The 24,769-nt window shown below is 60.1% G+C and carries 23 protein-coding genes; 7 read left to right on the top strand and 16 right to left on the bottom strand.

Annotated features, from left to right (window positions below):
* The first annotated feature begins 72 nt into the window (after window positions 1–72).
* Both GX444_09060 and GX444_09065 read left to right on the top strand, forming a co-directional pair.
* On the top strand, window positions 73–1,011 hold the full coding sequence (locus tag GX444_09060; protein ID NLH48740.1) for an ExsB family transcriptional regulator: 939 nt from the start codon (window positions 73–75) through the stop codon (window positions 1,009–1,011).
* 96 nt (window positions 1,012–1,107) lie between these two features.
* Complete coding sequence (locus GX444_09065) at window positions 1,108–1,497, top strand: nuclear transport factor 2 family protein (protein ID NLH48741.1); 390 nt, start codon at window positions 1,108–1,110, stop codon at window positions 1,495–1,497.
* A gap of 1 nt (window position 1,498) precedes the next feature.
* Here the strand turns inward: GX444_09065 and GX444_09070 are convergent, their stop codons facing one another.
* The 6 genes from GX444_09070 to GX444_09095 all read right to left on the bottom strand — a co-directional run bounded on the left by GX444_09070 (window position 1,499) and on the right by GX444_09095 (window position 10,037).
* Window positions 1,499–2,449, bottom strand: a complete 951-nt coding sequence (locus GX444_09070; GenBank protein NLH48742.1) for a class I SAM-dependent methyltransferase — start codon at window positions 2,447–2,449, stop codon at window positions 1,499–1,501.
* Between the two features lie 117 nt (window positions 2,450–2,566).
* On the bottom strand, window positions 2,567–4,885 hold the full coding sequence (locus GX444_09075; GenBank protein ID NLH48743.1) for a hypothetical protein: 2,319 nt from the start codon (window positions 4,883–4,885) through the stop codon (window positions 2,567–2,569).
* Window positions 4,886–5,100: 215 nt separating this feature from the next.
* Window positions 5,101–7,236 (bottom strand): hypothetical protein, encoded by a 2,136-nt coding sequence (locus GX444_09080; protein NLH48744.1) that lies wholly within the window; start codon window positions 7,234–7,236, stop codon window positions 5,101–5,103.
* Window positions 7,237–7,376: 140 nt separating this feature from the next.
* Window positions 7,377–8,552, bottom strand: a complete 1,176-nt coding sequence (locus GX444_09085; GenBank protein NLH48745.1) for an acetyl-CoA C-acetyltransferase — start codon at window positions 8,550–8,552, stop codon at window positions 7,377–7,379.
* A gap of 200 nt (window positions 8,553–8,752) precedes the next feature.
* Window positions 8,753–9,403, bottom strand: coding sequence for an MBL fold metallo-hydrolase (locus GX444_09090; GenBank protein ID NLH48746.1), 651 nt, complete (start codon window positions 9,401–9,403; stop codon window positions 8,753–8,755).
* 13 nt (window positions 9,404–9,416) lie between these two features.
* On the bottom strand, window positions 9,417–10,037 hold the full coding sequence (locus GX444_09095; GenBank protein NLH48747.1) for an LUD domain-containing protein: 621 nt from the start codon (window positions 10,035–10,037) through the stop codon (window positions 9,417–9,419).
* A gap of 102 nt (window positions 10,038–10,139) precedes the next feature.
* On the opposite strand from GX444_09095, the gene GX444_09100 reads away from it, so the two are divergent.
* Window positions 10,140–10,700 (top strand): hypothetical protein, encoded by a 561-nt coding sequence (locus tag GX444_09100; GenBank protein NLH48748.1) that lies wholly within the window; start codon window positions 10,140–10,142, stop codon window positions 10,698–10,700.
* Here the strand turns inward: GX444_09100 and GX444_09105 are convergent.
* Complete coding sequence (locus tag GX444_09105) at window positions 10,697–12,028, bottom strand: YihY family inner membrane protein (GenBank protein NLH48749.1); 1,332 nt, start codon at window positions 12,026–12,028, stop codon at window positions 10,697–10,699. The two genes, GX444_09100 and GX444_09105, sit on opposite strands and share 4 nt — an antisense overlap.
* A 123-nt stretch (window positions 12,029–12,151) precedes the next feature.
* Between GX444_09105 and GX444_09110 the strand changes: the two genes are divergently transcribed.
* On the top strand, window positions 12,152–13,681 hold the full coding sequence (locus GX444_09110; GenBank protein NLH48750.1) for a bifunctional metallophosphatase/5'-nucleotidase: 1,530 nt from the start codon (window positions 12,152–12,154) through the stop codon (window positions 13,679–13,681).
* Window positions 13,682–13,684: 3 nt separating this feature from the next.
* Here GX444_09110 and GX444_09115 read toward each other — a convergent pair whose 3' ends face one another.
* From GX444_09115 to GX444_09130, 4 genes are all read right to left on the bottom strand, one after another.
* Window positions 13,685–14,968, bottom strand: coding sequence for a hypothetical protein (locus GX444_09115; protein ID NLH48751.1), 1,284 nt, complete (start codon window positions 14,966–14,968; stop codon window positions 13,685–13,687).
* On the bottom strand, window positions 14,950–15,729 hold the full coding sequence (locus GX444_09120; protein ID NLH48752.1) for a hypothetical protein: 780 nt from the start codon (window positions 15,727–15,729) through the stop codon (window positions 14,950–14,952). The genes GX444_09115 and GX444_09120 overlap by 19 nt, the downstream gene beginning before the upstream one ends.
* A 61-nt stretch (window positions 15,730–15,790) precedes the next feature.
* Entirely contained in the window at window positions 15,791–16,999 is a 1,209-nt protein-coding gene (locus GX444_09125; GenBank protein NLH48753.1) for a 2-hydroxyacyl-CoA dehydratase, read from the bottom strand.
* Between the two features lie 10 nt (window positions 17,000–17,009).
* Entirely contained in the window at window positions 17,010–18,101 is a 1,092-nt protein-coding gene (locus tag GX444_09130; GenBank protein ID NLH48754.1) for a 2-hydroxyacyl-CoA dehydratase, read from the bottom strand.
* Window positions 18,102–18,286: 185 nt separating this feature from the next.
* On the opposite strand from GX444_09130, the gene GX444_09135 reads away from it, so the two are divergent.
* Window positions 18,287–19,075 (top strand): DUF4190 domain-containing protein, encoded by a 789-nt coding sequence (locus GX444_09135; GenBank protein ID NLH48755.1) that lies wholly within the window; start codon window positions 18,287–18,289, stop codon window positions 19,073–19,075.
* Here GX444_09135 and GX444_09140 read toward each other — a convergent pair.
* Genes GX444_09140 through GX444_09150 form a run of 3 tightly spaced genes read right to left on the bottom strand, consistent with a single transcriptional unit; the run spans window position 19,066 to window position 21,767 of the window.
* Window positions 19,066–19,914 (bottom strand): hypothetical protein, encoded by an 849-nt coding sequence (locus GX444_09140; protein NLH48756.1) that lies wholly within the window; start codon window positions 19,912–19,914, stop codon window positions 19,066–19,068. The genes GX444_09135 and GX444_09140 overlap by 10 nt on opposite strands.
* The gene (locus GX444_09145) at window positions 19,911–20,639 is read right to left on the bottom strand and encodes a polyprenol monophosphomannose synthase (GenBank protein NLH48757.1); all 729 of its coding nucleotides are present in this window, start codon (window positions 20,637–20,639) and stop codon (window positions 19,911–19,913) included. The genes GX444_09140 and GX444_09145 overlap by 4 nt, the downstream gene beginning before the upstream one ends.
* Complete coding sequence (locus tag GX444_09150; protein NLH48758.1) at window positions 20,640–21,767, bottom strand: glycosyltransferase family 9 protein; 1,128 nt, start codon at window positions 21,765–21,767, stop codon at window positions 20,640–20,642.
* A 125-nt stretch (window positions 21,768–21,892) separates the two neighbouring features.
* Here GX444_09150 and GX444_09155 point away from each other — a divergent pair, with 125 nt between their 5' ends.
* On the top strand, window positions 21,893–22,177 hold the full coding sequence (locus GX444_09155; protein NLH48759.1) for a hypothetical protein: 285 nt from the start codon (window positions 21,893–21,895) through the stop codon (window positions 22,175–22,177).
* 408 nt (window positions 22,178–22,585) lie between these two features.
* The gene (gene flgB / locus GX444_09160; protein ID NLH48760.1) at window positions 22,586–23,005 is read left to right on the top strand and encodes a flagellar basal body rod protein FlgB; all 420 of its coding nucleotides are present in this window, start codon (window positions 22,586–22,588) and stop codon (window positions 23,003–23,005) included.
* On the opposite strand, the gene GX444_09165 is transcribed toward flgB, so the two are convergent.
* Window positions 23,006–24,139 (bottom strand): deoxyguanosinetriphosphate triphosphohydrolase, encoded by a 1,134-nt coding sequence (locus GX444_09165; GenBank protein ID NLH48761.1) that lies wholly within the window; start codon window positions 24,137–24,139, stop codon window positions 23,006–23,008.
* A gap of 120 nt (window positions 24,140–24,259) precedes the next feature.
* On the bottom strand, window positions 24,260–24,748 hold the full coding sequence (locus GX444_09170; protein ID NLH48762.1) for a hypothetical protein: 489 nt from the start codon (window positions 24,746–24,748) through the stop codon (window positions 24,260–24,262).
* Window positions 24,749–24,769: the final 21 nt, after the last annotated feature.

Genomic DNA, 24,769 nt, shown 5'->3' on the forward strand with positions numbered 1-24,769 from the left:
AAACCGTCGCTCGGTATGTTAGAAAACAAAGATCAATTCCAAACTTCCGACACCAAAATCCGGGGGATCAATATGTCCACAATGAAAGCAGCGATCGAGGCGAAAGTCGCACAAATCCGTAAAGAAGTAGGTCGCGAAAAAGCACTGGTGGCGTTGTCGGGCGGCGTCGACTCCTCGGTCGTGGCCATCCTCGGCCATCTCGCGCTGGGGAAAAGATTGACGGTGTTGTTTATCGAAAACGGCCTGATGCGAGAAGGCGAGCCACGATACGTAAAGGAAACGTTCAAGAAATTCGGCATCCAGGTCAAAGTGCTCGATGCCAAAAAAGCGTTTTTCGCCGCGCTCCAGGGCAAAACCGACCCCGAGATCAAACGCCAGGCGATCACGGACACCTTCTATGCCGACGTCTTTTCGAAATATGTCCGCGATCATTCAATCAAATGCCTGCTGCAGGGAACGATCCTCACCGACATCGACGAAACCGTGGCCGGCATCAAACGGCAGCACAACGTGTTGGCGCAACTCGGCATCGATACGGAAAAAGAATACGGCTATCAGGTGGTCGAACCGTTACTCGATTTGCGCAAGGACGGCGTTCGCGCCATGGCCCGCGCGTTGAAACTTCCCAAGGCCATTTCCGAACGCATCCCCTTCCCGGGACCGGCGCTTGCGGCGCGCGTGATCGGCGAAGTAACTCCCGAACGAGTCGCCAAAGTCCGCAAAGCGACCAAGGTCGTCGAGGAAGAGCTTGCCGCCAGCAAAGCATTCCAGTATTTCGCCGTACTGATGTCCGACAAAGCAACCGGTCTGCGCAACTACAAACGCGAGTTCGGCGACATTCTCGTTCTGCGCTGCATTGAAAGCGTGGATGCTCGCGAAGCGACCGCGACGCAATTGTCATGGAACAAACTAAACCGGATCACCAAACGCCTGTTGACGGAAGTTCCGGGCGTGGTGCGGGTGTTGTACGATCTGACGCCCAAACCGCCCGCCACGGTGGAATTCATTTAAACAAGGCAAACCGGCCCTTTTCGCGATGATCCGCCGGTCCTTTCCCCTTCGGGATGCGGTCCGTAACGCGAGAAGTGCCTCTTTGAGGAGCAGCCGATGGACAAATCCGAGGCCCTGGCGTTTTGTGATCGCTGGTTGCCGCTCTGGACCGGCAATCGCCCGGAAGAGCTGGCCGCGATTTACGCCCCCGACGCTTTCTACCGCGATCCGGCCAAACCGGAAGGGATCCAGGGGCGCGCCGCGCTGCTGCCCTATTTCCGTAAGCTGCTCGCCACGTTTCCCGATTGGTCCTGGAAGGCGGATGAGGTTTTTCCGCTGGATGGCGGCTTTACGCTTCGCTGGCGGGCGGAAATTCCCGTCGGCGGTAAGGTGATCGCCGAAACCGGCCTGGATCTGGTGCTGGTGCGCGGCGAATTGGTATTGCGCAATGAGGTGTATTTCGACCGCGCCGCGCTGCTGGCCGCCTTGGCCGCGCGCGAACGGTGACTCAACCGATTCGTTCGATGCGGCAAGTATAAAACGGATCGGTCCCGAGGGCGCGCCGGTATAGCGCCGATAAATCCTCATTGACGGGCAAGCCTTCGACGCCGCGCCGGATCACACGGTATTGCGCGGCGGGCAGGAAATCCTCGACAAACGGCAATCCCGGCGCGTACACGAAAATTCCGCCCGTCTTGAGCGAGCGAAGGATTTCCATGTACTTGTGGGCATACCGGGCGCCGTCGCCTCCCGGTTGCAAGTGTTGATGCAGGAACTGCAGGCTGAATCCGAGATGCGAAACGATCGTGCCCCAGGTGTCGTTGCCGAAATTTTTCGCGAACCAATCGGCGCTCATCACGCCCGGAATTCGACCGGCCACCCGGTCGATGCCGAACGCCTGCTTGCCTTGCCGCTGCAACTCCCGGACCAATTCCGCGTGCTCGCCGCAACCCAGGTCGAGGATCGGTTCGGCCAGTTCCGCGATCGACAAACCCAGAATACGAAGTTGCGACGAAAGGGAGTACTCCGCGCAGACCACCGCCGGCGGGCTTGCCGCCTGCCCGGGTTGGCGGATCGCTTCAGCCAGGGAAAACCGCAGGCGGCGAAGCGCATTCGGAAGCGTTTCCGGAGCGGAGTGCAAGGCAGCGCGGAAATCGGCGGCGAAGCGGCGCAGCAACTCGTCCAGCTTCGCGTCGGTCGCGACATCGAGAACCAAAAATTGATTTTGCCGCTGGATCCACCGCCGGCCGGCCAGGCGTAAAAGCGGCAGTGGATTTTGCGGCCAGTCGCCCTCTTCCGGCGGCAAGGCGAGAACCGCTTCCAGCCACGCCAGCAGCTCGGTACGATGGACGGCAAGATAGGCCAGGCATTCCGCATCCGGCGAATCGAATGGCGAGGTCGGAACGATCAGCTCACCGACGGTCGCGGGGAACGATCGTCGAAGATGAACCTCGGCCATTTGGCGAAGCTCGTCCGGAATGGCGGTTTCAATCGGCATCGCCACAGGATAGGCCAGGATGCCGCTCCTGGCCATCCCGTGGGTCGCTATCGTTCCTCCGGCCGAATCAGCCGGTGATCAACACCCGCAACCGGAATCGCCCTCGTCTTCTTCGGTTTGCGGCGCCAGATCGCCGGAGGTGTCGTCATCATCATCGGGCGGGAAGAAATCGTCGTTGTCGTCGTTGTCATCATTGTCGTCATTGTCGTCATCGTCGTCATCGGTGCCGGTGTCGTTATCATCGTTGTCGTCGTTGTCGTCGTTATCGTCGTTGTCGTCGTCATCGCCGTTCGGGATACATTCGTCCGTTTCCTCCACGCAGGTCTCGTCGGCGTCGCAGGGCTCATCCCCGTGGGTACACTCATTGTTGCCCTCGTCACATTCCTCGGCGCCGTCACAGAAGAACCCGTCGTCGGGGCAACGCGGATTGCCCACGCCGTATTCGCTCTCGCAGGAACCCGACACGCACATTTCCGCGCCGGTGCACCACAGGCCGTCATCGGTACAGGCAATGCCGTCCAGGTCGGTCCAGGAATCGGCGGAATTCGCCGGATCGCATTCCTGGCATTCGTTGTCCGGGTTCTTCTCGCCGTCGTCGTAACAGACCGCGCCGATCAGGCAGCCGAGGCAGTCCGGGTAGGTCATTTGGGCGAAATACGCCGGATCGAAATCCGCCGTTTGATACGGCCAATACGTCAGGTTGCTTTCATTTTCTTCGTAAGCGATCAGCATCCCAATCGTATCTCCAGGAGATCCATAGAGCTCGCCGCCGGTCAGGTCGATGGCGATTTCCACTCGCACGTTGCCTTTACCGGTCATTCCATAAGCCGCTGAAATGTTGGTCGGTATCGTGGGACTGCAAAATCCCGATTGCGTATACGGCCAGAAGAAATAGCTGATCGTGCCGGAAGTGTCGTCGATCAGGTACGACCCTTCCTCCTCGCAATCAATCGGCCATTCGCCGTCGTTGTTGTTGTCGAACAGCAGATAGACTTCATCATGATTGTGCGCGACTGTGTCGTCTATCGCGTCAATCGCCAGGTAGAGATGATCGGCGTCGGCCAGCCAGTAAGCATAAAAACTGCGATTGCCATAAACGGGAACGAGCAAGGCATTATCCCATTCGGATTCAGCGAATGTCCCGTCGATGGTCGGTGGTGTATCGGTCCGACCGGGAGTGAATTGACTTTGTTGTTCCGCCGGCAATTGCATGACTCCGAAGGTGGTGGGGTATCGATAATCGTACCCGGTCGTCGGCCAGTTCACGGTTTCGCCCGCATTCCATTCCTGATAGGAAAAGGTCGCACCGATTTCCGCGCCCGGCTCGCCGGAGAGCTCATCGCCGGTCAGGTCGAAGCGAAATTCGTATTCCAGATGACCTTTGGCGTTGTAAGACATCCAGGAAACAACGTGGTCAGCCGTCCCCCAGCCGCAATCGGCGCCGCCGAGCACTCGGGCGGCGAATAAATTGGCCAGATTCCCCGCATCGTAACCGATCGAAAACGTGCCCTCCGACCCGCAGGAGGATGGATATTGGCCGTCGAAATTGTTGTCGAAATTGAAAATGATCGCATCATTGTCGATGAACCCGGGGTCGTTGGTCAGCAGCGCGCCGTAAAGAAAATGAGCATCCATCAGGTAGTAAAAAGTCACGTCGCTCGAGGTGCCGACCAGATTCATTGTCGCGGCACCGGTCCATTCGTTCGCATAGATGAGGCCGTCGATCTTCGGCGGGATGTTGGCCCAGGCGATATCGAGTGTTTCGGGCTCCGTGGCGAAAGTCAGATCGGTCCAGGTAGACGGATCAAGGGGCGCCGCGCCGGTCGGCCAATAGTTCTGCGCTTTGAGGGTATTGGTGTCCATGGCCATCAAAGCAAAACCAAGGGTTTCGCCCGGTCCGCTCGCCATGGGTGAGTCCGCCAAATCAACCCGCAGTTCGAATTGCATATGGTCATCCAACGAGGACGCCAGCGTGGTGTAATCAGTGGCTGATAGAGTGCCGCAGGGGCCTCCGGTCGACAACACTAAAAATTCACGAGTTCCGTCATACCGGAAGTAGAGGTAGCCTTCAAAGTTCGGACCGTTGCAATCGGCCGGATAGGAGCCGTTGTTATCGCGATCAATGAAAAGGGCCACGAGATCGGTAGCGCCGGCGACAGTGTCGCCGGTAACATCGAAAGCCACATAAAGATAATCTTCATCGGATAAGAGGTAGGCCGTATAGGCGGGAGTGCCAGTCGAATCCACAACCTGCTCGGCACCATCCCATTCGCCTTCCGAAATGACGCCGTCGATGGTCGGCAGCGTCCGAACCCATTTGGTTTCCAAAGCCTGGACGGAACCGGCGGCGAAAAGAAGAACCAGGATCAGCGTCCACGAAAATAGATACCTTTTCATCTTCAACCTCGATGATTGTTGTTGCCCTGCTTCGCAAAATCGCATTCCGGTTCAAAGATGGTTGCAGTGCCCTGATCATGCTTTCCAGCCTTGCCGATGGCCGGTTAATTCAAAATTCTTCATTGATGAAAATGGAATGCCGTTACAATGTATCTAAAAATTTTCGGGTCTTCAACACAATTTTGCCAAAAGCAGACCGAATAAATAGCTACCGCTCAGCGCCTATTGTCGCCCTTTATGCTGGAAAAATTCAAACAGTAATTTCCCGGGTTCATGCGCAATTTTCGGTCGTTGATCCGGCTCGGGGGCGATCCATAGTATCTCCAATCACCGTAACCGTTCGGCACCGTCAGCTCCGCCTCCACACCGGCCGGAATGGTCAGGTAAGCCCAAAGTCCCTCGCCGGAAGCGGCGCGTCGCCAGCGCACATCCACCGATCCGAACGGCGTCGGCACGCGGCCTTCCACGTGACGCAGGTCCTGCAGATGCGGCGCGATACTCAGGCGCTCATAACCCGGCGTCAGCGGTTTTACGCCCAGTACGTATTGCGTCAGCAGGGTCGTCGCGCCGGCCGACCAGGCATGCGCCTGACTGATGTAGGACATTTCCGGCCGGCCGTCGGGGCCGATGAATTCCCACAGGGTCGACCCCGGATCGGTCGTCGCCATGTGCCCGAAACACCGCGCCAGCAAGGTAAACGCTTCCGCGTCGTGACCGGCGAAAAACATCGCCTCGGCGGCGAAATAATTGACGAACCCGATCGACCGCCGGTTGTGGATCCCGAGATTGTACTGCGCGCCGTCGTACGCCGGATCGACATTCACCAGGCCGTATGGCGAATTCATGTTGCTTTGCCAGTAGGCCAGAATACGGTCGGTGCGTCCGCCAGCCATTCCGGTGAGAATCGCCAGGGCATTGGCATCCAACGGAACGTGGACCGGATCGGTATCGCTTTCGACGTAAATACCGCGCGCTTCATCCCAGGCCATGGCGTCGACCGCCGCCCGCACCGTTTCGGCCCGGGCGAGAAAGTCGGCCGCCTCATTCGGCCGGCCGCTGAGCTCGGCCATGGCCATCGCGAGCCGAAGCGCTTGATAGAAAAGAATATTGGTAAACGTGACCCGACCGCGCCGCTCGATGGTCCAGCACCAGCCAAGGCCGTTTTGGGCGGTCAGATTGAGCAGATCGCCGTCCGACTGGGTTTCGATGTAAGCCAACGCCCTTTTCACCCGCGGGTAAAGCACTGCCAGCCGCGACGGATCGCCGGTATAGAAATATTCGTCCCACGCGGCCAGCACATAAAACAGCGTGTACTCGATGAACCGATACGCGTTCAAGCCGACCGTTCCCACCGGGCTGCAAGCCGGCACGTTGCCGTCCACGCGTTGATGTTCACCGAGATACGCGAGAGAATCGAACGCCGCCGACCAATCGTCGCGCGTCAGAAACAACACCCGGTCGGCCACGTACAAGTCGGCCATCCAGATCAGCCGGTCGCGGCGTCCGCCGTCAACCAGCGCCCATGGCCCGTCACCGACCGTTCGATTGGAGCGAACCGTCCCCTGATCGGCCGGAATCGTGCAAAGGTCGAGCGTCTGCAAACCGGCGTACCAGATCCGGTTGAGCTTTTCGTCGTCACAGAGAAAATAACCGGCCAACTCCGTTTCGGTCGTTCGGTAGGCATAGTATTTGACGCGGGCATAATCCAAGCGACCGGAACCGGCTTCGATCTGCAGGCGAACGTGCCGGAACGCGCCGACCGGCAGCGGATCGAGGTAATCCGCGTCGCCGTCAAACAAGCGGCGGTGATAACCCGGCAGCCAAACGAAGGGCATGCTCAGAGCAGTCAACAACTCGTACGGCTGCAACGCCGTGTCGGTCAGGTAGCGGACATCCTCGGCGAAGCGGGCGCTCGTTTGCAACCCTGCCGCGTCGCGGACGCCCAACTCCAATCGGCCGGCCACATCGAGGCCGAAATCGAGTTCGAGCCAACCGCCGGCCAGCGGGATTTGCTCTCCGCCTGCCGTCAGCCGCGCTGGGTCCAACTCTTCCGGGTCGCCGTTCACCGGGTGGCGGATCACCCGGGTCGGGTAGACCCATTCATCGCGCGGCGCGAGCAGCCAGGCCGCCGGATCGCCCTCCAGCGGGCCGCACTCGGCCGGCAACACGTCGGCGGAATCGTCGTCGTCATTTTGATCGTCGTCTGCGGGCGTCTCATACCCATGATGATCGCCATCGACGGCGTCGTCGGCCTCGTGGCAGCCGGAAAAAATTCCGGCCGCTCCGAGGGCAATCAATAAACCGATCACCAGCGCAAGGATGAACGGGAAATACAATTTCTTTCGGTGCATGCCGAAAAAAACACCTCGCTTACGTTTTCGCCGACTGCGATTGATCTCATCTGACTTTACCGAAAATGTCTGAAGTTGAAAGGTCGGTTAAGCGAAAAAGGCGGAGGACCGCCTCCGCCTTCTATGGTTCCAGCGAACGATCAGATGCGTTCCAGAATGACCGTTTTGCCCATGCCGCCGCCGACGCACAGCGACGCCAGGCCGACCGTCAGGTCGCGCTTCTGCATTTCGCTCAACAAGCTGACGACCAACCGGATGCCGGTCGCGCCGACCGGGTGCCCCAGGGCGATGCCCGAACCGTTGACGTTGGTGATCGAACGGTCGAGGCCGAGCAGCTTTTCGCAGGCCAGGTACTGCGCGGCGAACGCTTCGTTCACTTCGAGCAACTGGATGTCCTTCAGCGTCATGCCGGCCTTTTTCAGGGCTTTTTGCGTGGCGGGCACCGGGCCGTAACCCATCAGTTCCGGTTCCACGGCGGCCACTGCGTGCGCCACCAGGCGCGCCAACGGTTTGATGCCCAGGGCCTTGGCTTTTTCGGCGCTCATGATCACCGCTGCCGCGCCGCCGTCGTTGAGACCGCTGGCGTTGCCGGCGGTGACGGTACCATCCTTCTTGAAGGCCGGCTTCAGCGAGGCCAGGGTTTCCGCCGTCGTGCCGCGCCGCGGATGTTCGTCGGTATCGAACACGATGGTGCCTTTTTTCGAGGGGATTTCGACCGGCACGATTTCATCTTTGAACCGGCCGGCGTCAATCGCCGCCAAGGCGCGATTCTGACTGGTCAGGGCCAGTTCGTCCTGCTCCTGCCGGCTGATGTTGTGCTTGGCCGCCAGATTCTCGGCGGTGATGCCCATCAGGAAGTGGCCGAACGGATCCGCCAGGCCTTCCATCAGCGAATCGACCGCTTTGCGGTCGTTCATCCGGCAGCCCCAACGCATGTCGTAAAGCACGTACGGGATGCGGCTCATGTTTTCGGAGCCGACGATCAGCACGGCGTCGTGTTCGTCCAGCATGATCTGCTGCGCGCCGAAAACCAGCGCCTGCATGGAACTGGAGCATTGCCGCTGAATCGTGCAGCCCGGCACCTGAAACGGCACGCCCGCTTTGAGGCCGACGCAGCGGCCGAGGTTGATTTCGTCGGTCCGCATCATGCAGTGCCCGGCGATCACATCGCCCAGAATCGCCGGATCGATTCCGGCGCGCGCGATGGCGGCCTTGGCCGCGATGGCGCCCAGGTCGACGGCGCTGACGTCCTTCAAAGATCCGCCAAAGGAACCGATGGCCGTACGCGCGACGCTGACGATCCACACTTCTTTCATGTACCCCTCCCGATAAACAAACGGTTTCTGCAGAATGTATTTTGGTTGCACTATTCAAAAGGTTTCGGAGTTGCAATTTTGGCCGGGTGCGAGCGGAAAATCAAGGATGAAAAAAGGCGGCTGCAAAAGCGGCAAAAACGGATACCAATGCACGTCGGCTCAACCCGGCCCGATCTTTCCGTGGCGGATCATCGTTTCGTTCAATAGTGGTGGCGCAGGACGATAATTTCGCCGACGTGCGGCAGTTTGTCGGCGGTCATTTCCAGTTCGTCGGCGGCCAATTGCTTGACGTTGCTTTTGCCGGCGAGGAAATCGGCGACCGGTGAAATCGGGAATTTGCACTTGTCGGTTTTAAAATGCATCGGAATGAAAATGCGTGGATTGATCCGGCTCACCACCTCGGCGGCCGTTCGCGCATCGATCGTATAAAACCCGCCGATCGGCCCCATCAGCACATCGACTTTGCCGATTTCCTTGAGTTGGGCGTCACTGAGTTTGTGGCCCAGATCACCGAGGTGGCAGAGAATCATCCCATCGGTTTTGATGATGAATATAAGGTTACGGCCGCGTTTCGCCCCTTGCACCTCGTCGTGGAACGTTTCCAACGCGCGAAAAACGATGCCGTTTACATCCGCGTTTTGGCGGACCTCGATGAACGGTTTTTTGAAGCCGGCGGTGTAGTTGTGATCGGCATGGTCATGGCTGATGACAACGATATCCGGCTTCACGTCGATCGGCCGATAGGCGATGCCGCCGCCGAACGCCCCGGGTTCGTAAGGGTCCAATACGATGACCGTTCCGTTGGCCGTCGTGATCGTGAAGCTGGAATGACCGTTCCACCGAATTTTCATGACATCCTCCTCATTACAGCCCCCAACCGCCCCGCACCAGCCACACCCCGGCGGTCAGGCCGAAGCTCGGCCGTTCGATAATCACCGTGGCGCGACAGATTCGTTGCGGGCTTTGGCAGTCGTGGCAGCAGCCGTCTTCGGCGCAAGGCGTTTTCATCTGCAATTGACGGGCGCGCTGCGGCGCGGCGATCCGCTTGATCCGCAGCCAGGCCGCGTCCAGGCCATCCATGATTTTGTTTTCGCCAAGGACGAACAAAACCTGCCGCGGGCCGAAAACGCTGGCCGCCAGGCGGTTGCCGGCGCCGTCGGTCAATAAAAGCTGGCCACCGATCGTGGCGGCGTTGGCGCTGGTGACGAACAATTCCGCGCGACCCTGGTCGAGCCGGGCCTCCCAGTCGCGTGGTTTGTCGCCGGCCGCCGCCCAATGGTCGATGAATTGCGCCGGCGATTCCCGCGCCACGGCGTCCAGCCCCAGCTCGCGCAGCGTGGCACTGCCGCCGAAACCGACCGACCGGACGGTCGCCAGCCGCCGGCGAAAAGCCTCGCGGACCTGTTCGGGATCGGCGAACACCTCGACCGCAAAGCCGTTCTTGGCGAAAAATTGCGCGGCGATAGCCAGACGATCCGGTTCCATTTTGACCTCGCAAAGTATCAATATTTTGTAACCATCTCCGCGGACGGTGGCAAGCGAATTTCGGCTTGTCCCGGCGAATCGTTCGTGTTAGAGAAAAGGCCCATGGAAAACCAGAAAAACACAACGACACGGAAATGGTTCAGCGTCTTGGCGCTGGTGGCGCTGCTCGGCATCCTGGGCGTGGTCGCCTTTTTCATGTTTCAGCGCGACTATTTTTTCACCGAGGACGCGAACGGCGACGGCAAAGCCGACTCGTGGATCTATTACGATCTGCGCGCCCACGTCCACCGCGTGGAAAAAGACCGCGACTTCAACGGCGTCGTCGACTGGATCGACACCTTCGGCATCGATCCGCAATCCGGTCGCGACGTGCTGATCCGTTCCGAAATGGATCTGAACGGCGATCAGAAATTCGAGACGGTCATCGAATACAGCGGCGACCAAAAAATCAAGAAAATGACCCGCGACAGCAACGGCGACGGCCGGATCGACATGATTTCCACCTTCGACCAACCCGGCGCGCCGCCGACGAAGGTCGAGGTCGACGAGGATTTCGACGGGAAATTCGAGAAAGTCACGACGGGCGAAGCGGCCGCGGAAACCGCCCCCGCGGACAAATCGGCCGCCCCGGAGAAAAAAGAAGAACCGAAAGCCAAACCCTAGGCTTTTTCTTTTAACGAACCCTTCGCGCTGACCAGATCCAAAACCGTCATCCGGTTGTAAACCTGGCCGGCGGCTTTTTCGCCTTCGACCAGGATCGCTCCGATCAACGTATCGAATTCATCGAGCCCCTTCTCCGGCTCCGCCAATTCGCTGTTCTGATAGATCGCCGCCGCGACGTTGCCAAATTTCATCTGATCCAGCGAGCGGCTTGGCAGATAGCCGATCCGATCGTTTTCCAAATCGGTGGTCCGCAACAAATCCACCTCGAGCAGGTGCGCGGCGATCTCCGCGGCGATTTCGGAGGGGATGTTGAATCGCTCTTCCAGTTCGTCGATCGTCGGCGGTTCGCGGTTTTCGTAGAACGCTTGCGCGACGGTGAGAAACAGCCGGACCGCGAGGTGGTGCCGCTCGCGGGCCGACGGCTTGGCGAAGGCCCGGTGCAACACCAGCGCGTGGAAATTGTGGTCGACGTAGGAGATTTCGACCGACAGCAACACGATGATCCAGGTCAGGTACAGCCAGACGAGAAAGATCGGCACGACCGCCAGGGAACCGTAAATAGCGTTGTAGGTCAGCGAGCGGGCCGTGGTATGAGTAAACCCGACCTTGGCCAGTTCCCAGATCGTCGCGCCGATGGCGCCGCCCAGCAGCGCGCTGCGCCATTTGACGCGAGTGTTGGGAATGACCATCAGCATGAAAAAGAAGGCGAACACCGAAAACAACCAGGGGAAAATGCCCAGAAAAAACCGTTGCAGGATGCTGATGCCGAGCAGCGGATTCGCTTCGGCGAACGCGCGGATTTTCCCGGAGGCGTAAAAACTGAGGGCGATGAGAATCGGCCCCCAGAACAAAACGTTGGTGAAGGTCATGAACCGTTTGATGAAGCTGCGCCGCTTTTCCACTTTCCAGAGGGCGTTGATGTTGGTCTCGATGTTATCGAACAACAGGATCGCGGTGATGAACAGCACGATGGTTGATAGCACGCCCAACGCCTTGGTATTCGCGGCGAATGTGTTGATGTACGCCAGCAGTTCGTCGGTGCGGGCGGGAATGACCTGGGAAAAAATCCACTGCTGAATCTGCTCGCGATATTCGCCGAAGCGCTCGAATGCGGTGAACACGCTGAAAAACACCACCACCAGAGGTACGATCGCCAAAAGGGTCGTATAGGCCATGCCCGAGGCGCGGACGATGACTGTGTCCTTGATGAACTGATTGCGCAATTCGTTGAGAAAGCGCAGCACGGTGACCAACCAGTAAGTGAATCGCGGCTCGCGCTCCAGGTCGATCTGATAGAGATTGGCGATAATCTCCCGGATTTTACCCATGGTTCCGCCTTTGCCGGTTTTCTTACCGATAGCTTTCTTAACGGGCACGGTCAAGGGCGAAATCCGTTGACACGTCCGGTGACCCGACTTAGGGTGAAACCTCGAACCGCACGGAGAACGAAAGTGAAACGATTTCGCCTCTTAGCCGTTGTTCTCATCCTTTTGGCCGTCGCGGCCTGCGCCAGCCAGCCGAAAGAGACGGTCACCGTCCAGCGCTTGACCATCCTGCATTTCAACGACATGCACGGCTACCTCCAGGAACATCGCAGCTCCGAAACCGGCCAGACGGTGGGCGGCTTCTCCCGCCTGGCCGCCCTGGTGGATCGCATCCGGCAGGAAAACGATAAAGTGAGCGTCCCCACGATGGTGCTTTACGCCGGCGACCTGCTCACCGGCTCGCCCCTTTCGTCGCTTTATCGCGGCGAGGCGGACATCGAGTTGCTCAACCGCCTCGGGATCGACGGGGTGACTGTAGGCAATCACGATCTGGATCTGGGCCGGAAGCGCTTTGACGAGTTGGTTCAAGCGTCGAAATTTCCCTGGCTGGTGACCAACCTGACCGAAACCGGCAAAGCGTTCCCCTGGCTGCCGATGGGCGTGTCGAAAAAATTCGCCAACGGTCTGCGGGTCGGCGTGATCGGCGTGACCACCGACGAGTTGGTCACCCAGACCAATCCGAAAAACGTCAAAGGCCTGGAGGTCGGCGATCCGGTGCGCGCCCTGCCCAGCGGCATTACCCGAACCGGCGGTCCAGGGTCCATCAAAGTGGTGCTCAGCCACTGCGGGCTCACCACCGACAAACGGATCGCGCGCGAAATCGAGGGCATTCACGTGATCATCGGCGGCCACAACCAGAAGGTCATCGACCCGCCGCTGATCGAAAACGGCGTCATCATCGTTCAGGCCGGCAAATACGCCGAACATCTCGGCCGGCTGGACCTGGAAAAAACCGGCGACACCGTCCGGCTCGTGCGCTACAAAATGTACGACATCACTCCCGACCTGCCGCCGGATCGCATCGTTCAGGCGCTGGTCGACGGCTACGTCAACCGAATGAACGACCAACGGCGCGAGGAAATCGGCCGCGCCGTGACGCCGCTCAACGGCAGCATGGAAACCATCCGTAGCGCCGAGAGCAACCTGGGCGATTTCGTCTGCGACTTGATCCGGACCAGGCTGAGCGCGGATGTCGTGCTGCTGAACGGCGGCGGTTTCCGCTCGTCCATCGGCGACGGGCCGATCACCGTCGGCGACGTTCTGCAGGTCTTTCCCTTCGGCAACACGCTCTACGTGCTTTCCGCCTCGGGCGCGACCATCCGCGCGGCGCTGGAGCGCGGCCTGCAAGACGCCCCGGACGACAACCCGGGCGCCTTTCTCCAGGTTTCCGGCCTGCGCTACCAGATCGACGGCAAGCGCGCGGTGAACATCACCGTGGCCGGCCAGCCGCTCGACGAAAACAAAAACTACAAGCTGGTCATCAACGATTTCATGGCGGCCGGCGGCGACCGGTTCACGATGTTCCAGAACGCGGCCGACGCCGTCGATAGCGGCGTGACGATGGCCGATGCCGTGATCGAGGCCATTCGGCAGCAAAAAGACATCGACGCGAAAACGGACGGGCGCATCGAGCGGATCAGCCCATGGCAGCCCTGATTTTCACTTGAGGAGATCGCCGACCGTTTCCTCGACGATCGGCCGGATCATCTCCAGATAGGCCCGAAACACCGGTTCGGTGCTGGACTGCAAGAGTTCCTTGCGCGGCCCCTCGGCCATGCCGGCGGTCGCATCCAACGCCTGTTGGCGAAGCGGCGCGACGAACTGATCGTCGATCGCCCGCACCACTTCCAACAAAACCGCCTGCGCGGATTCGGCCTGAACCTGCTTGCGCCAGGCGGCGGCGAGCGCCTCGTCGGACAATTCGGGATGGTCGGCGGTGAACTTCTGTTTCGCCTCGTCATTGCGCAAGGCGTCTTGAATCATTTTATTGAACTGACTGCCGCGCAACGACTGCTGAACCCCCTGCTTCGCCGACGCCTGGCCGAGGGTGAAAATGTGTCCGAACGCCGCGTACACGGCCTGGTCCAACTCCTTCTTTTGCGCGGCGGTCAGCGTCGGCCATTTCGCTTTGGCGGCATCGAGCAGGCGATCCAGGTGACTGCGAAACGCGGAAACCAACAATTGCTGCAACAACGACGGATCGCTTTTCTGATCGCGGACCTCCAGCGTCGACGGCAGGACGTAGACGAAAGCTTTGCCGTCGGGCGCGCCCTTTTTCAACTCCTTGAGCCGAATCGTGCCGACGACATCGTCCGGGTCGCCGATTTCCGCCTTGGCGAGCAGCCCGGTTTGCAGATCGACCGTCAGGCGCACCCGGCCGCGCGAGGCGCGGGTCGGGAACTCGGCCTGATTGCCCTTGACCGCGATCGGATCGGCGATCGTCATTTCGCGGATCCAGCTATGCTGATTGGGCTGCGGGGCCATTTCCACCGCGATGTCCAGGTTGTCGGGGCTGAGGCCGAGCACGAAGCTGGGGTAAATCGGCTCGTCCGTCGCGGACGGAACGGGCAAACCGGCCCAGGAAATGGCGTTCAGGCGGCGTTCCTGATCGAGCAATTCCTTTTGCACGGCATCGATCGAAAAGCTGATGGCGCGTTTCTGTTCGTCGTCGTAATAAAGATACCGGTTGCCATCGAACAACGTGAGAATACCGAGCGGCTCGACATCCACCCGCATCTTGTCGGGCGGCTGAAAACGGACGTGAATCGTGTACGAACGGCCGCTGGCCGACTGCGCGTCGTAAGTGGCATCGAACCCGCCCAGTTTGGTCAGGGCTTCGCGCGCCCGCCGCGCCGGTTCCGGCCCCTCGCCGGCCGCCGGCAACGCCCCGAGCAGGCAAAGCGCCAGGGCGAGAATCAAACCGATTACTCTTTGTTTGTCCATCGGATCAACCCGTTGATCTGATCGAGGATCTCCGGCGGACCGCCCATCAGCGGCGGCGAAATGCGCCGGCCGTCGAAAAACGCTCCGATCCGGAACGGCGTGCCGTCCAGGTGGCGGATCTCGCCTCCGGCCTCCTCGACCAACAGGCAACCGGCGGCGACGTCCCAAATCCAGGGGCGACAAAAACAGAAGCAGGCGCGGCCGTCGGCCACCAGGGCGAAATGCGCGGCGGTGCTGCCGAGCGAGCGCACCTTGACCGGCAGGAAAAAACGGAACGAGCGATGAAAATCGCTGGGACCGCAGATGAAGCATTCGGTTTCCAACCGGCGGTCGCGCATGACGTGAATCGGCGCGCCGTTCAGAAACGCGCCGTGGCCGCGCGCGGCGCCGAACAACTCGTCCAGCCGCGGGTTGTAAAAAACGCCGAGCTTCAGTTGCTTACCCACGGCCAGGCCCACGCTGACGCCAAAATAAGCCAAGCCCTGCCGATAGGAATCGGTGCCGTCGATCGGATCGACGATCCAGACCGGCGCGTCGCCGATCATTTCCGGCATCGGCCTTTCCTCGCCGAGAAACAGGCTGCCGGGCACGAGCGGGGTCAGCTCGTCGGCCAGCAATTGCTCGACCGCGCGATCGGCCTGGGTGACGACCGAGCCGTCCGGCTTGCGGGAAATTTCGAGGTGCGGTTGCAGATCCAGCGCCAATTGTCCGGCGCGGCGGACAATCGTTTCGACGGTGCCAAGCAGCGCGGACCAGTCCATCGTCGATGCTCCCGGCGATGCAGAGTAAACGCCGGTTCGCCGGGCCGGCGTCGAAAAAAAATTATCGGCCGCCGTTCAACGCTTCCAGGAACGCCTCGAGACGCGTGCCGATCTGGCCTTCCGACCACATGCGTTCGTCGGCGATGTCGCCTTCGATCACCACGCCCGGCACGCTCAGCCGCTCGGTCAGCGCGTCGCGCAGGTCGTATTGCCCCAGGCTGTACGCCTTGCAGGACCGCGCCGAATGCATGACGAAACCGTCGCATTTGAACTTGCGGATCAGCCCTTCCAGCATCGACAGCCGCGTTTCGAAGCCGCGGTTGATATACGGCGCCAGGTAGTTGTAGGCCATCGCCTCGAACGCGTCGCCCTGGGTCATGTCGCGTTCCATGGACCAACTGGCCGTATAGGTCGCGGTGACGACCGCCGCGTTGCGCTCGGCCAGCTTGTTGAACATGTACTTGGTCGCGTACCACATCGGGATGTTGTCGAAGAGCAGGCGGTGCTTTTCGTTTTCGACCGCCGAAATGCCCTGCTCCACCCGTTCGCGCATTTCCACCAGCAGCGACTTGTAAAGGTCGACCGTGCGCTGATCGCCGCGCAGCGTGACGATCGGCCCCATCAGGAAGAAGGTGTCGAAACTGCTCAGGGGCGCCGGCACGGCGCCGCAATAATCGAGGCACTCCATCCACAGGCGGATGCCGTCGCGCGAGCGCTCGAGCACTTGAATGAATTTCTGCTCGTCGAAGGCCCGGCCGGTGATTTCCTCCAGCCTGGGCACCAGCTCGCGCAACTGTTGGGCGACGTATTTGACCTCGTGATCGGTGATCTCGCCCTCGATGAACGGCATGTCGACCATGAACAGCGGCACGTCGTACCGCGCCGCCTGGATTTCGTACCACTTGGTGACCGTCTTGCAGATGTTGTTGGCGCAAATCAGGAAATTCGGCTTGGGCAAGCCGGCGATCGGGCCGCCGCCGGTCGCCGCTTGGCCGACGTCGATCCGAAAATAGGCGCACAAATCCGGGCTGTAGCCCATGCCCTCGGCGACTTCGGCCAGCCCGCCGCCCATCTTGGAGGCGCCGACCATCGCACCGTGATTTTCGGGGTAGATCGGAATAATGTCGAAGGTCAGCAACAATTCCACCGGGCCGCCGGAAGTGATCCAACCGATGGTTTGATTGTTGAAAGCCGCGTTTTTCGCGGTCAGGTAGTACATCATCATCATTTCTTTGATCTGGCCGGCGGTCTGGATTTTTTTCGTGCTCATGACGGACCTCCTAGGCGATCTGCTCGATGAAGGCTTCGACACGGGTGGCGATCGCGCCTTCCGCGCCGGCGGTCAATTCGCGTTCGACCAGCAGGCTGGGCAGGCCGGCGTCGTCGAGCGCCTTTTTGAGGTTCGGGTAGTCGAAGGCTTCCGGATCGCAGAATTTGACCCGGGTGAAGACCACGGCATCGGCTTTGAGCTCCCGGGCGCGGGCGACGACGGCGTCGGCGCGGCGTTTGGTCGCGAAATGCAGGCTGCTGCAAGGCGGCGCGTTCAACAGGCGTTGCACCAGCGCGGCGACCGGGTCGCCGGTTTCGGCCGCGTCGGTGGACAAGGTGCGCCAGCCCAGACCCAGGTCGTCGCCGGCGATCCGCGCGCCGGCGTTTTCCATCACGGTCAGCGCCTCGAGCGGATCGGCCAGCATGCCGACCAGCATCAACTTGGGCCCCGCGGATTCCCCGACCGAGATCGTCGCGGCGAACTCTTCGAGCAACCGGGTCGATTCGTCGGAGATGTCCGCCAAGGCCCCTTTGATCGCGGTATAGACCTTCGCGGCGGGAACCGAAATTTTTCCGGCCGCCATTTTCGCCAGCAATTGCCGCGCCGCCCGGCGGAAACGGTTGACCGTGACGATCGCGGCCCGCAGATCGTCGGCGACGATCGGCCGGCCCGCGAAACGGCTCACTTCACCGATGAGGCGTTCGATTTCACCGGCCAGAAACTCGGGGGCCGCCTGGCTGTCGGGGTTTTGCGACATGCGGAAATAAGCCGAAAACGCTTGCGGAAACAGGCGGCGGAACAGCCCGGCGCTGTTTTGAATCGTGTCGCAGGTCGAGCTGGGGAAAACCATGCCGTCGGGCCGGTGGCCGTCGCCGAGCATGATTTCGAAATTCGCTTTCACCAGCGTGCAGACGTAAGGTGGAAAATGCGCGTCGGCCAACGTGGTGTCGATGGGAAAGCCCCACCATTCGCTGGCGCGCAAACCGCCGGCCAGCAGAATTTCGTAGGGGAACCACATGGGGAAAACCGCGACCAGGCGGCGGTCGTCGGTGCGGCGATAAGGCGCCTTGGCCAGGTCGGCCAGTTTGTCGTAGGCGAGCATTGTTTCCTCCAGGCTGTCGATGCGAAGTAGTGCATTGTAGAGGGCCGGCGGTGATCGTTCAAGGCAGATCGACGCGCGGCCGGCCTTTCTTGCGACCGATTCCGGCCGCTTGCCCGGACGACGCCGATTTGCTATCAATAAGAAGGGGGAAACAGTTATCTTCAGTTATTACCGGAGCGACGGAAATGTACACCATCCGCATCGGCGAGTTGGACGAAACGGTTCCGGACATCCCAACCCTGGTCAAACGGTTGCAGATAGGAGAAATCAAGGAATCGACCGCCGTTTACGACCACGACGCCAACGTCTGGCGAACCGCCGGCGAGATCGTCAAACCGCCGCGTCTCGACGCCGCGCCGGCAGACGCGACGCCGCCGCGGGCCATCCCGGTGCCGGCCGCTCAGACCATGGCCACCGTCGCCCCGCCGTCCGTCAAGGAAGAGCCGACGATTCCCGGCCAGACGATCGCCGCGCTGATCCTGAGCATCACCGGCACGTTCACCTGCATGTTGCTGAATATCGCCGGGATCGTGCTGGGCTATCAATCGCGACGGCTGATCCGGGAAAATCCGGACCGCTATACGGGCGGCGGTTTGGCGACCGCGGCAATCGTCATCGGCTGGATCGCGCCGATTCTCGTCATCGTCGTCGGGATCGTCCTGGCGATCTCCATTCCGGCATTGATCAAATACGCGGAAAAGTCGGCGGCCACGCCGCCGCCTACCGTCGGCTACCAGGCAAAATTGGCGGAGGAGCTGTATTTCCAGAATCGCGAACCGGCGACGTATACCGATTCGCTGGCCGCGTTGCTGACGTGGGATCAGAGCCTGACCGACGATCCGGCGGTGACGTTCCTCTTCGGCCCGTGCAACCAATCCGGTTACACCTTCACGACGAAAACCGGCGATGCCGGCCTGGAAACCGTTTTCACCAGTCGCGATCCCGTGGATGAGGATTCGCCCGGTCAGCGCTGAAAGGGATTGCGGCGCGGCTCGTCGCTCTTCACCTTGATGTCCTTGACCTTGAAACTCGGCTTGCCCGGCGAGACCGTGACCAGCAGGTAGTGATAATAGCCCACCGGCAGCAAATTCCCGCCGCCGCCGCCCGTGATGTAGAACGTGCAGGTGTCCGTTTCGCGTTTTTCGAACAAGTGCTCGTGGCCGCTGAAAACCGCGTCCGCGCCGAATTGGATCAGCATCTGGGCCAACTCCGATTTATCCTGGCCGTATTTGTTGCCCGGATCCATTTTCATGATCTCGGAGCGGTACGGCGGCCGGTGAGTGAAGAAAAAGAGCAGCGGCCGTTTGCCGATTTCGACGTTTTCGGTCCAGGGCCGGGTTTGCAGCCAGGCCGTCTGTTCGTCGCCCAGATCCCAATCGCGATAGCCGTCGGTCTTGGCTTCGCTGTCGAGCAGGATCAGGGAAACCCCCGGCTGCTGGACGACCTGGTAACGCGCCCCGAAACGCTCGGTGAACCCGGCGATCATCGCCGCCGATTCGACGTCGTTGTTGCCGAGGATGGCGTACATCGTCTTGCCGGCGTCGTGCAGCGGCTTGGTCAGCTCGTCGAACTCAGCCCAGCGCTGGGGATTCGTACCCGAGACCAGATCGCCGGCGAAAACCACGAACTTGGCCGGGCTCGCGGCGATCTGCGCGATGATGTCCTTGGTCACCTGTTTGTACGGGCCGTCGCCGGGCGGCTGAATGTCGCCGACCACCGCGAAAACGTATTGGTTCGGATCGGCGCAAGCATTGGAAAAAAACATCGTCCCGAGCAGAACGGCGAGCAGCCAAAAAGTCAGCCGGCATTTCATGGGCGTGCATCCTTTGCGGGCCATTCGGCCAACAGGCGCCGGACCCGCCAGACCATCAGAAAGCCGTTCAGCAGGCGGCCGATCGTCAATTGGCTCTTGCCGTAACGGCGCTCCAAGAAGTCGATGGGGATTTCAATCTGGCGCAGATTCAGCCGGGCGGCCCGGCCGTAAATTTCATGCACGATGCTCGGCCCGGCGGAAATCAGCGTCGCGGGCGCCAGACGTTCCAATGCCTGGCGGGTGTAGGCGCGAAAGCCGCTGTTGGCGTCGCGAATCGGCAGCTGCAGCACGGCCCGGGCGTACAATGCGGAAAAACCGGTCAGCCAGCGCCGATACCACGACCGGCCGACATCACCGCCGCCGGGCACCAGCCGGCTGCCGATTGCCAAATCGGCGCCATTCTCAAGGCTGTTCACCAAGGCGGTGGCGAAGCGCGGCTGATGCGAATAGTCGGCGTCCATTTCCACGATGTACTCGGCACCCAGTTCGAGGGCGCGGACAAAGGCCTCGGCCCCCGCGTAACCCCTTCCTTTGCGTTCCATCCGGCGCAACAGATGAACTCCGGGGTCGCGCGCGGCACATTCCTCGACGATCCGCCACGTGCCGTCCGGGCTGTTGTCGTCGGCGACCAGCACTTCCAGCCCCAGCGCCCGCAGATCCTTGATCAGCGGGCCGATGTTTTCCGCTTCGTTGTAGGTCGGCAACGTGACGATCGTGCGTTTCATTCAACCCGCCAGACGGCGGCGACACGCCGCCTCGACTTCGTCCACGGTGATTTCCTGGATCGAACTCGATTCCTCGTCGACCTGCGACATGATTCCCGGGCCGAACGGCTCGCGGTACAACAATTCACCCCGGCCGCCCAGGTCCACCTCACGCCAAGGCGTGGGCCCGAACAGCGCCACCGTGTCGACCCCCGACGCCAGGGCGACGTGCAACGCCATCGTGTCGCCGGTGACGAGCAGATCGAATTGCGCCACCATGGCCGCGAAATGCCGCAGCGAATTGTCGACGCCCAGGTCGACCGCCCGCGGGCCTAATTCGACCCGCAGCCGGGCATTGCGCTCGATTTCCTCCGGCCCGCCCAGCAGCGCGATCGTGCCGCTCGTGGCGTCGCGCAGCCGCCGGCCGAGTTCGGCGAATTTGTCGGCCGACCACCGTTTGCCCGGAAAGACGTTGCCCGCGCCGGTGTTGAGGCCGATCAACGGCCGTTTCAACGCCCCCAGCCGGGCCAGATGCTCGCGCGCCGCCGCGATTTCCTCGTCGGTAAACTTTAAAACGTACAATTCGCCGGCCGAGCGCAGATCGACCGCCTCGTGAATCAGTTGTTGGTAGCTCTTCGTATTGCGCCGGAATTTGTACAGATCGCTCAGACCCATCCAGAGCATTTCTTCCGCTTCCGGATTGGCCGGATGCAGATTGCCTTCGACGCCCATCTTGAAACCGCGCTTGTCGGCGGCTTGGCACGAAGCCATCAGGCCGATGGCGCGCGGTTCCTTGTCGAGGCAAAGCGCCAAGTCGAAGCGTTCGGTTTGAAGGCGAATCACGGTTTCCAGGTCGACCGTCCAAAGCCGATGAATGTACGGGTTGTGTTCGAGCAACGGTCGGCTCGGCGGATCGACGATCCAGGTCGTGAACAGGTTTTTTTCGCGTTTTTCGGCGAATTGCCGCAAACTCGGCAGCAGGCTGGTGGTGCGCAGCACGTCGCCCATGGCGCCGAGCTTGATGATCAACACGCGCAGGCCCATCGGATGGTAGTGCGCACAATAGACGCACGGCACGTTAAAAACGCACGGTTTTTCCCCGCGATAGTATAGGCAGTCGTAGCGGATTTCGTCGCCGATCCAGCTCATTATTGCGCCCCGTGCGGAAGTGCGTTTTCTTTTTCTAGCAAAAACCCGGCGTTTCGTCCATGAAAAGCTCTTGTCGGACGCCGCGCATTCTCCTAAACTTCCGGCGAACAAAAGGAGCAAGTTGCATGGCGCGCGTCTGTCCCGTTTGCCGGCGGATGACCCCTGACGAAGAAATGCAGTGTACCGTTTGCGGTCAGGCGACGGTGGATCCAAACAAGTGGCGGGAGATGCGTCGAAGCGTCATGGCGATGCAGGAAAACCTGAACGCGCAAAGCGCCGCGATCTCCAAGCGCGAAGTGGAAAAAGCTGCCGATGAACGCCGGATCAACATCGGCCTGGGCGGAATGGCGGCGTTTCTGCTGTTTTTCGTGGTCTTTCTGATTGCCTATCTGTACCTGGCGTGGCGTTGATAACCTTTTATTAATCAACCAGTTGTCCGAACATACTTCATCCGTTCCACTATTGCGTTTCCACAACCGTCAAAATTCAGCCGAAATCGCCGTCAGGCAATCGCGTAACTGTCGGGGATTTGGCGTCACCCGGTCAAAATTACCACTCGGCATTTCAATTTTACCGGGAAGTTTTCACTTTATTCGGCGCGGTCTTAGATCTATTTACCTCAATTCGAGCCGTGGCATTTTTCGCGACCTGTTCGAGAAATCCAGTGTAAGCCATTGATAAATATATATTTTTTGTGACCATGCCCCAGCTTTTACCAACCCGGATCCATGCCGATTCCGTCGGCCGATTCGATTCCCGGATTCTCCCCTTTCTCCTGGCATCCGTTTTGCTAGTTGTCAAAGCGGAGGGGTATTTCCATGGGGTTTGACAAATTTCTCTTTGGTGATCCGACGCTGTCGTTTCTGAAACGCAGCATGGATGTTCAACAGTTTCGCACCGAAGTCATTGCCGGCAACCTGGCCAACGTCGATACGCCGGGCTACAAGTCGATGGACGTCGATTTCGCGCGGGCGCTGGAAGACGCGCGGGGAATGGTTTCGGGCGAATTGAACCTCGAGCGCACCAACGTCCGGCACATCGGCACCAGCGACTCGGAATTTCCAACCGAGGTAAAAGAAGAAGTCGATAAGGGCAGCATCCGCGTCGACGGCAACACCGTCAACCAGGACGAGGAACTGCAAAAGCTGGCCGATTCGCAGATGTACTACACCGCCTCGATCACCGCGATCACCAAGAAGCTGAAGGCGATCTCCGAGGCGATCACTCCCAAGATCTGATCATTCCCGATAGGGTCCGAACAACCGCTCGTATTCCTGAATCGCGTATCGATCGGTCATGCCGGCGATGTAATCGCAGATCGTCCGTTCCAACCCCTGCCGCTCGACCATGGCGCGGTACTGCTCCGGCATGATCGCCGGATGCTCGAGGTAGGCCTTGAACAGGTTTTCCAAAAAGTAGGACGCCTTGAAGAACATCACCTCCAGGCGGTGGTGCTTGTACATGTTTTCGTAGAGGTACTTGTTGAGTTGCAGCCGCTTTTCCTCGATTTCCGGCGACCAGCCGATGAGGATTTTGTTCACCTCGCGAAGTTCGGCCTGGCCGCGGATTTCGTGCTGCGTCAGGTTCTTCTTGGTGTTTTCCACCGCGTCATCGACGAGGCTGCCGATCAATTGGCTGATGACCATCAAGGTTAGTTTCTTGCCGGCGAGGCCCGGGTAACGCCGCAGCACCCGCTCTTTCGATTCGCGCCAGATCGCGACCTTGGCGCAGAGATCCCCTTCGTCGATCAGGCCCGATTTGATCCCGTCGTCCACGTCGTGGTTGTGATAGGCGATGCCGTCGGCGCAGTTGATGACTTGGGCTTCCAGCGTGGGCACCCGATCCGGCTCGTACTCGCGCAGCGATTCGTTGTCGGGGTGATCGTAAAAGGTCGCGTGCTTGATGATGCCTTCGCGGGTTTCCCAACTCAGATTCAATCCGGGGAAGTCGGGGTAACGGTCCTCGAGCAGCGTCACGACGCGCAACCCCTGCACGTTGTGCTCGAAGCCGCCGTGATCCTGCATCAGTCTGGCCAGCAGGCTTTCACCCGCGTGACCGAACGGCGTGTGGCCCAGGTCGTGCGCCAGGGCCAGCGTTTCCACCAATTCGAGATTGAGCCCCAACCGTTTGGCGATGCCGCGGGCGATTTGCGCGACTTCGATGGAGTGCGTCAGGCGGGTGCGGTAGTAGTCGCCCTCGTGATAGATGAAGACCTGGGTTTTGTATTCGAGCCGGCGGAACGCGGCGCAGTGAATGACGCGGTCGCGGTCGCGTTCGTAGGCCGGACGATCGTCCTTGAATGTTTCTGGATATTGCCGGCCGCGGCTGGTTTCGCTTCGGGCGGCGTATGGCGCCAGAATATACCGATCCATAGGCGGGAACCTCTTGCCAATCAATGGATGGAAATGAAACCACCGCCGCGCCCAACCAGAAGCTGAACGCGGCGGCCTCGGAAGGACCGTGATCCTTCCCCCCAAGTAAGCGAGGGAATTTTAAACGTCTTTGCCCTGCTTTGACAAGCTAAATATTGCATCGAGCCGTTCAATCATCCGGGCCTTATGTGTACCGCCCCAGTATAGCCGCTGGCAGCGCGGACATTGCCGGTACTGTTCCTGGTGAGCAAAAACATAGGGCGGAACCAAGCCTCTGACCTCTTCACGGGCACGATTGAGCAGTCGTTCATTGCAAAGGCTGCAAATTGTAAAAACCCTTTCATTATCAATAGATAAATTCAGTTTCGTCAGCACATACTTGAGCTGATCCACAGACCGGTCCGCCTCGATGAACAGGCACTCATCCGGTTCGCAACACGCCGCCAATCGGGTGTTTTTCGTTAAAATGAGCCGGTGTTCATTACGGGCCTGCTTGAGGACTTCTGCCGGCTTCGGGCTGTCGTTGTAGGCGCAGTCAAACCCCGTCAGCCGCAGCCACTTGGCAAGCTGCCCCACGGTGCGATCAGCCAGAAAAAAGATATCATCCATGGTGATTGAAATGATAGATCA

The organism is Myxococcales bacterium (genome assembly GCA_012517325.1).
Lineage (GTDB): Bacteria > Lernaellota > Lernaellaia > Lernaellales > Lernaellaceae > JAAYVF01.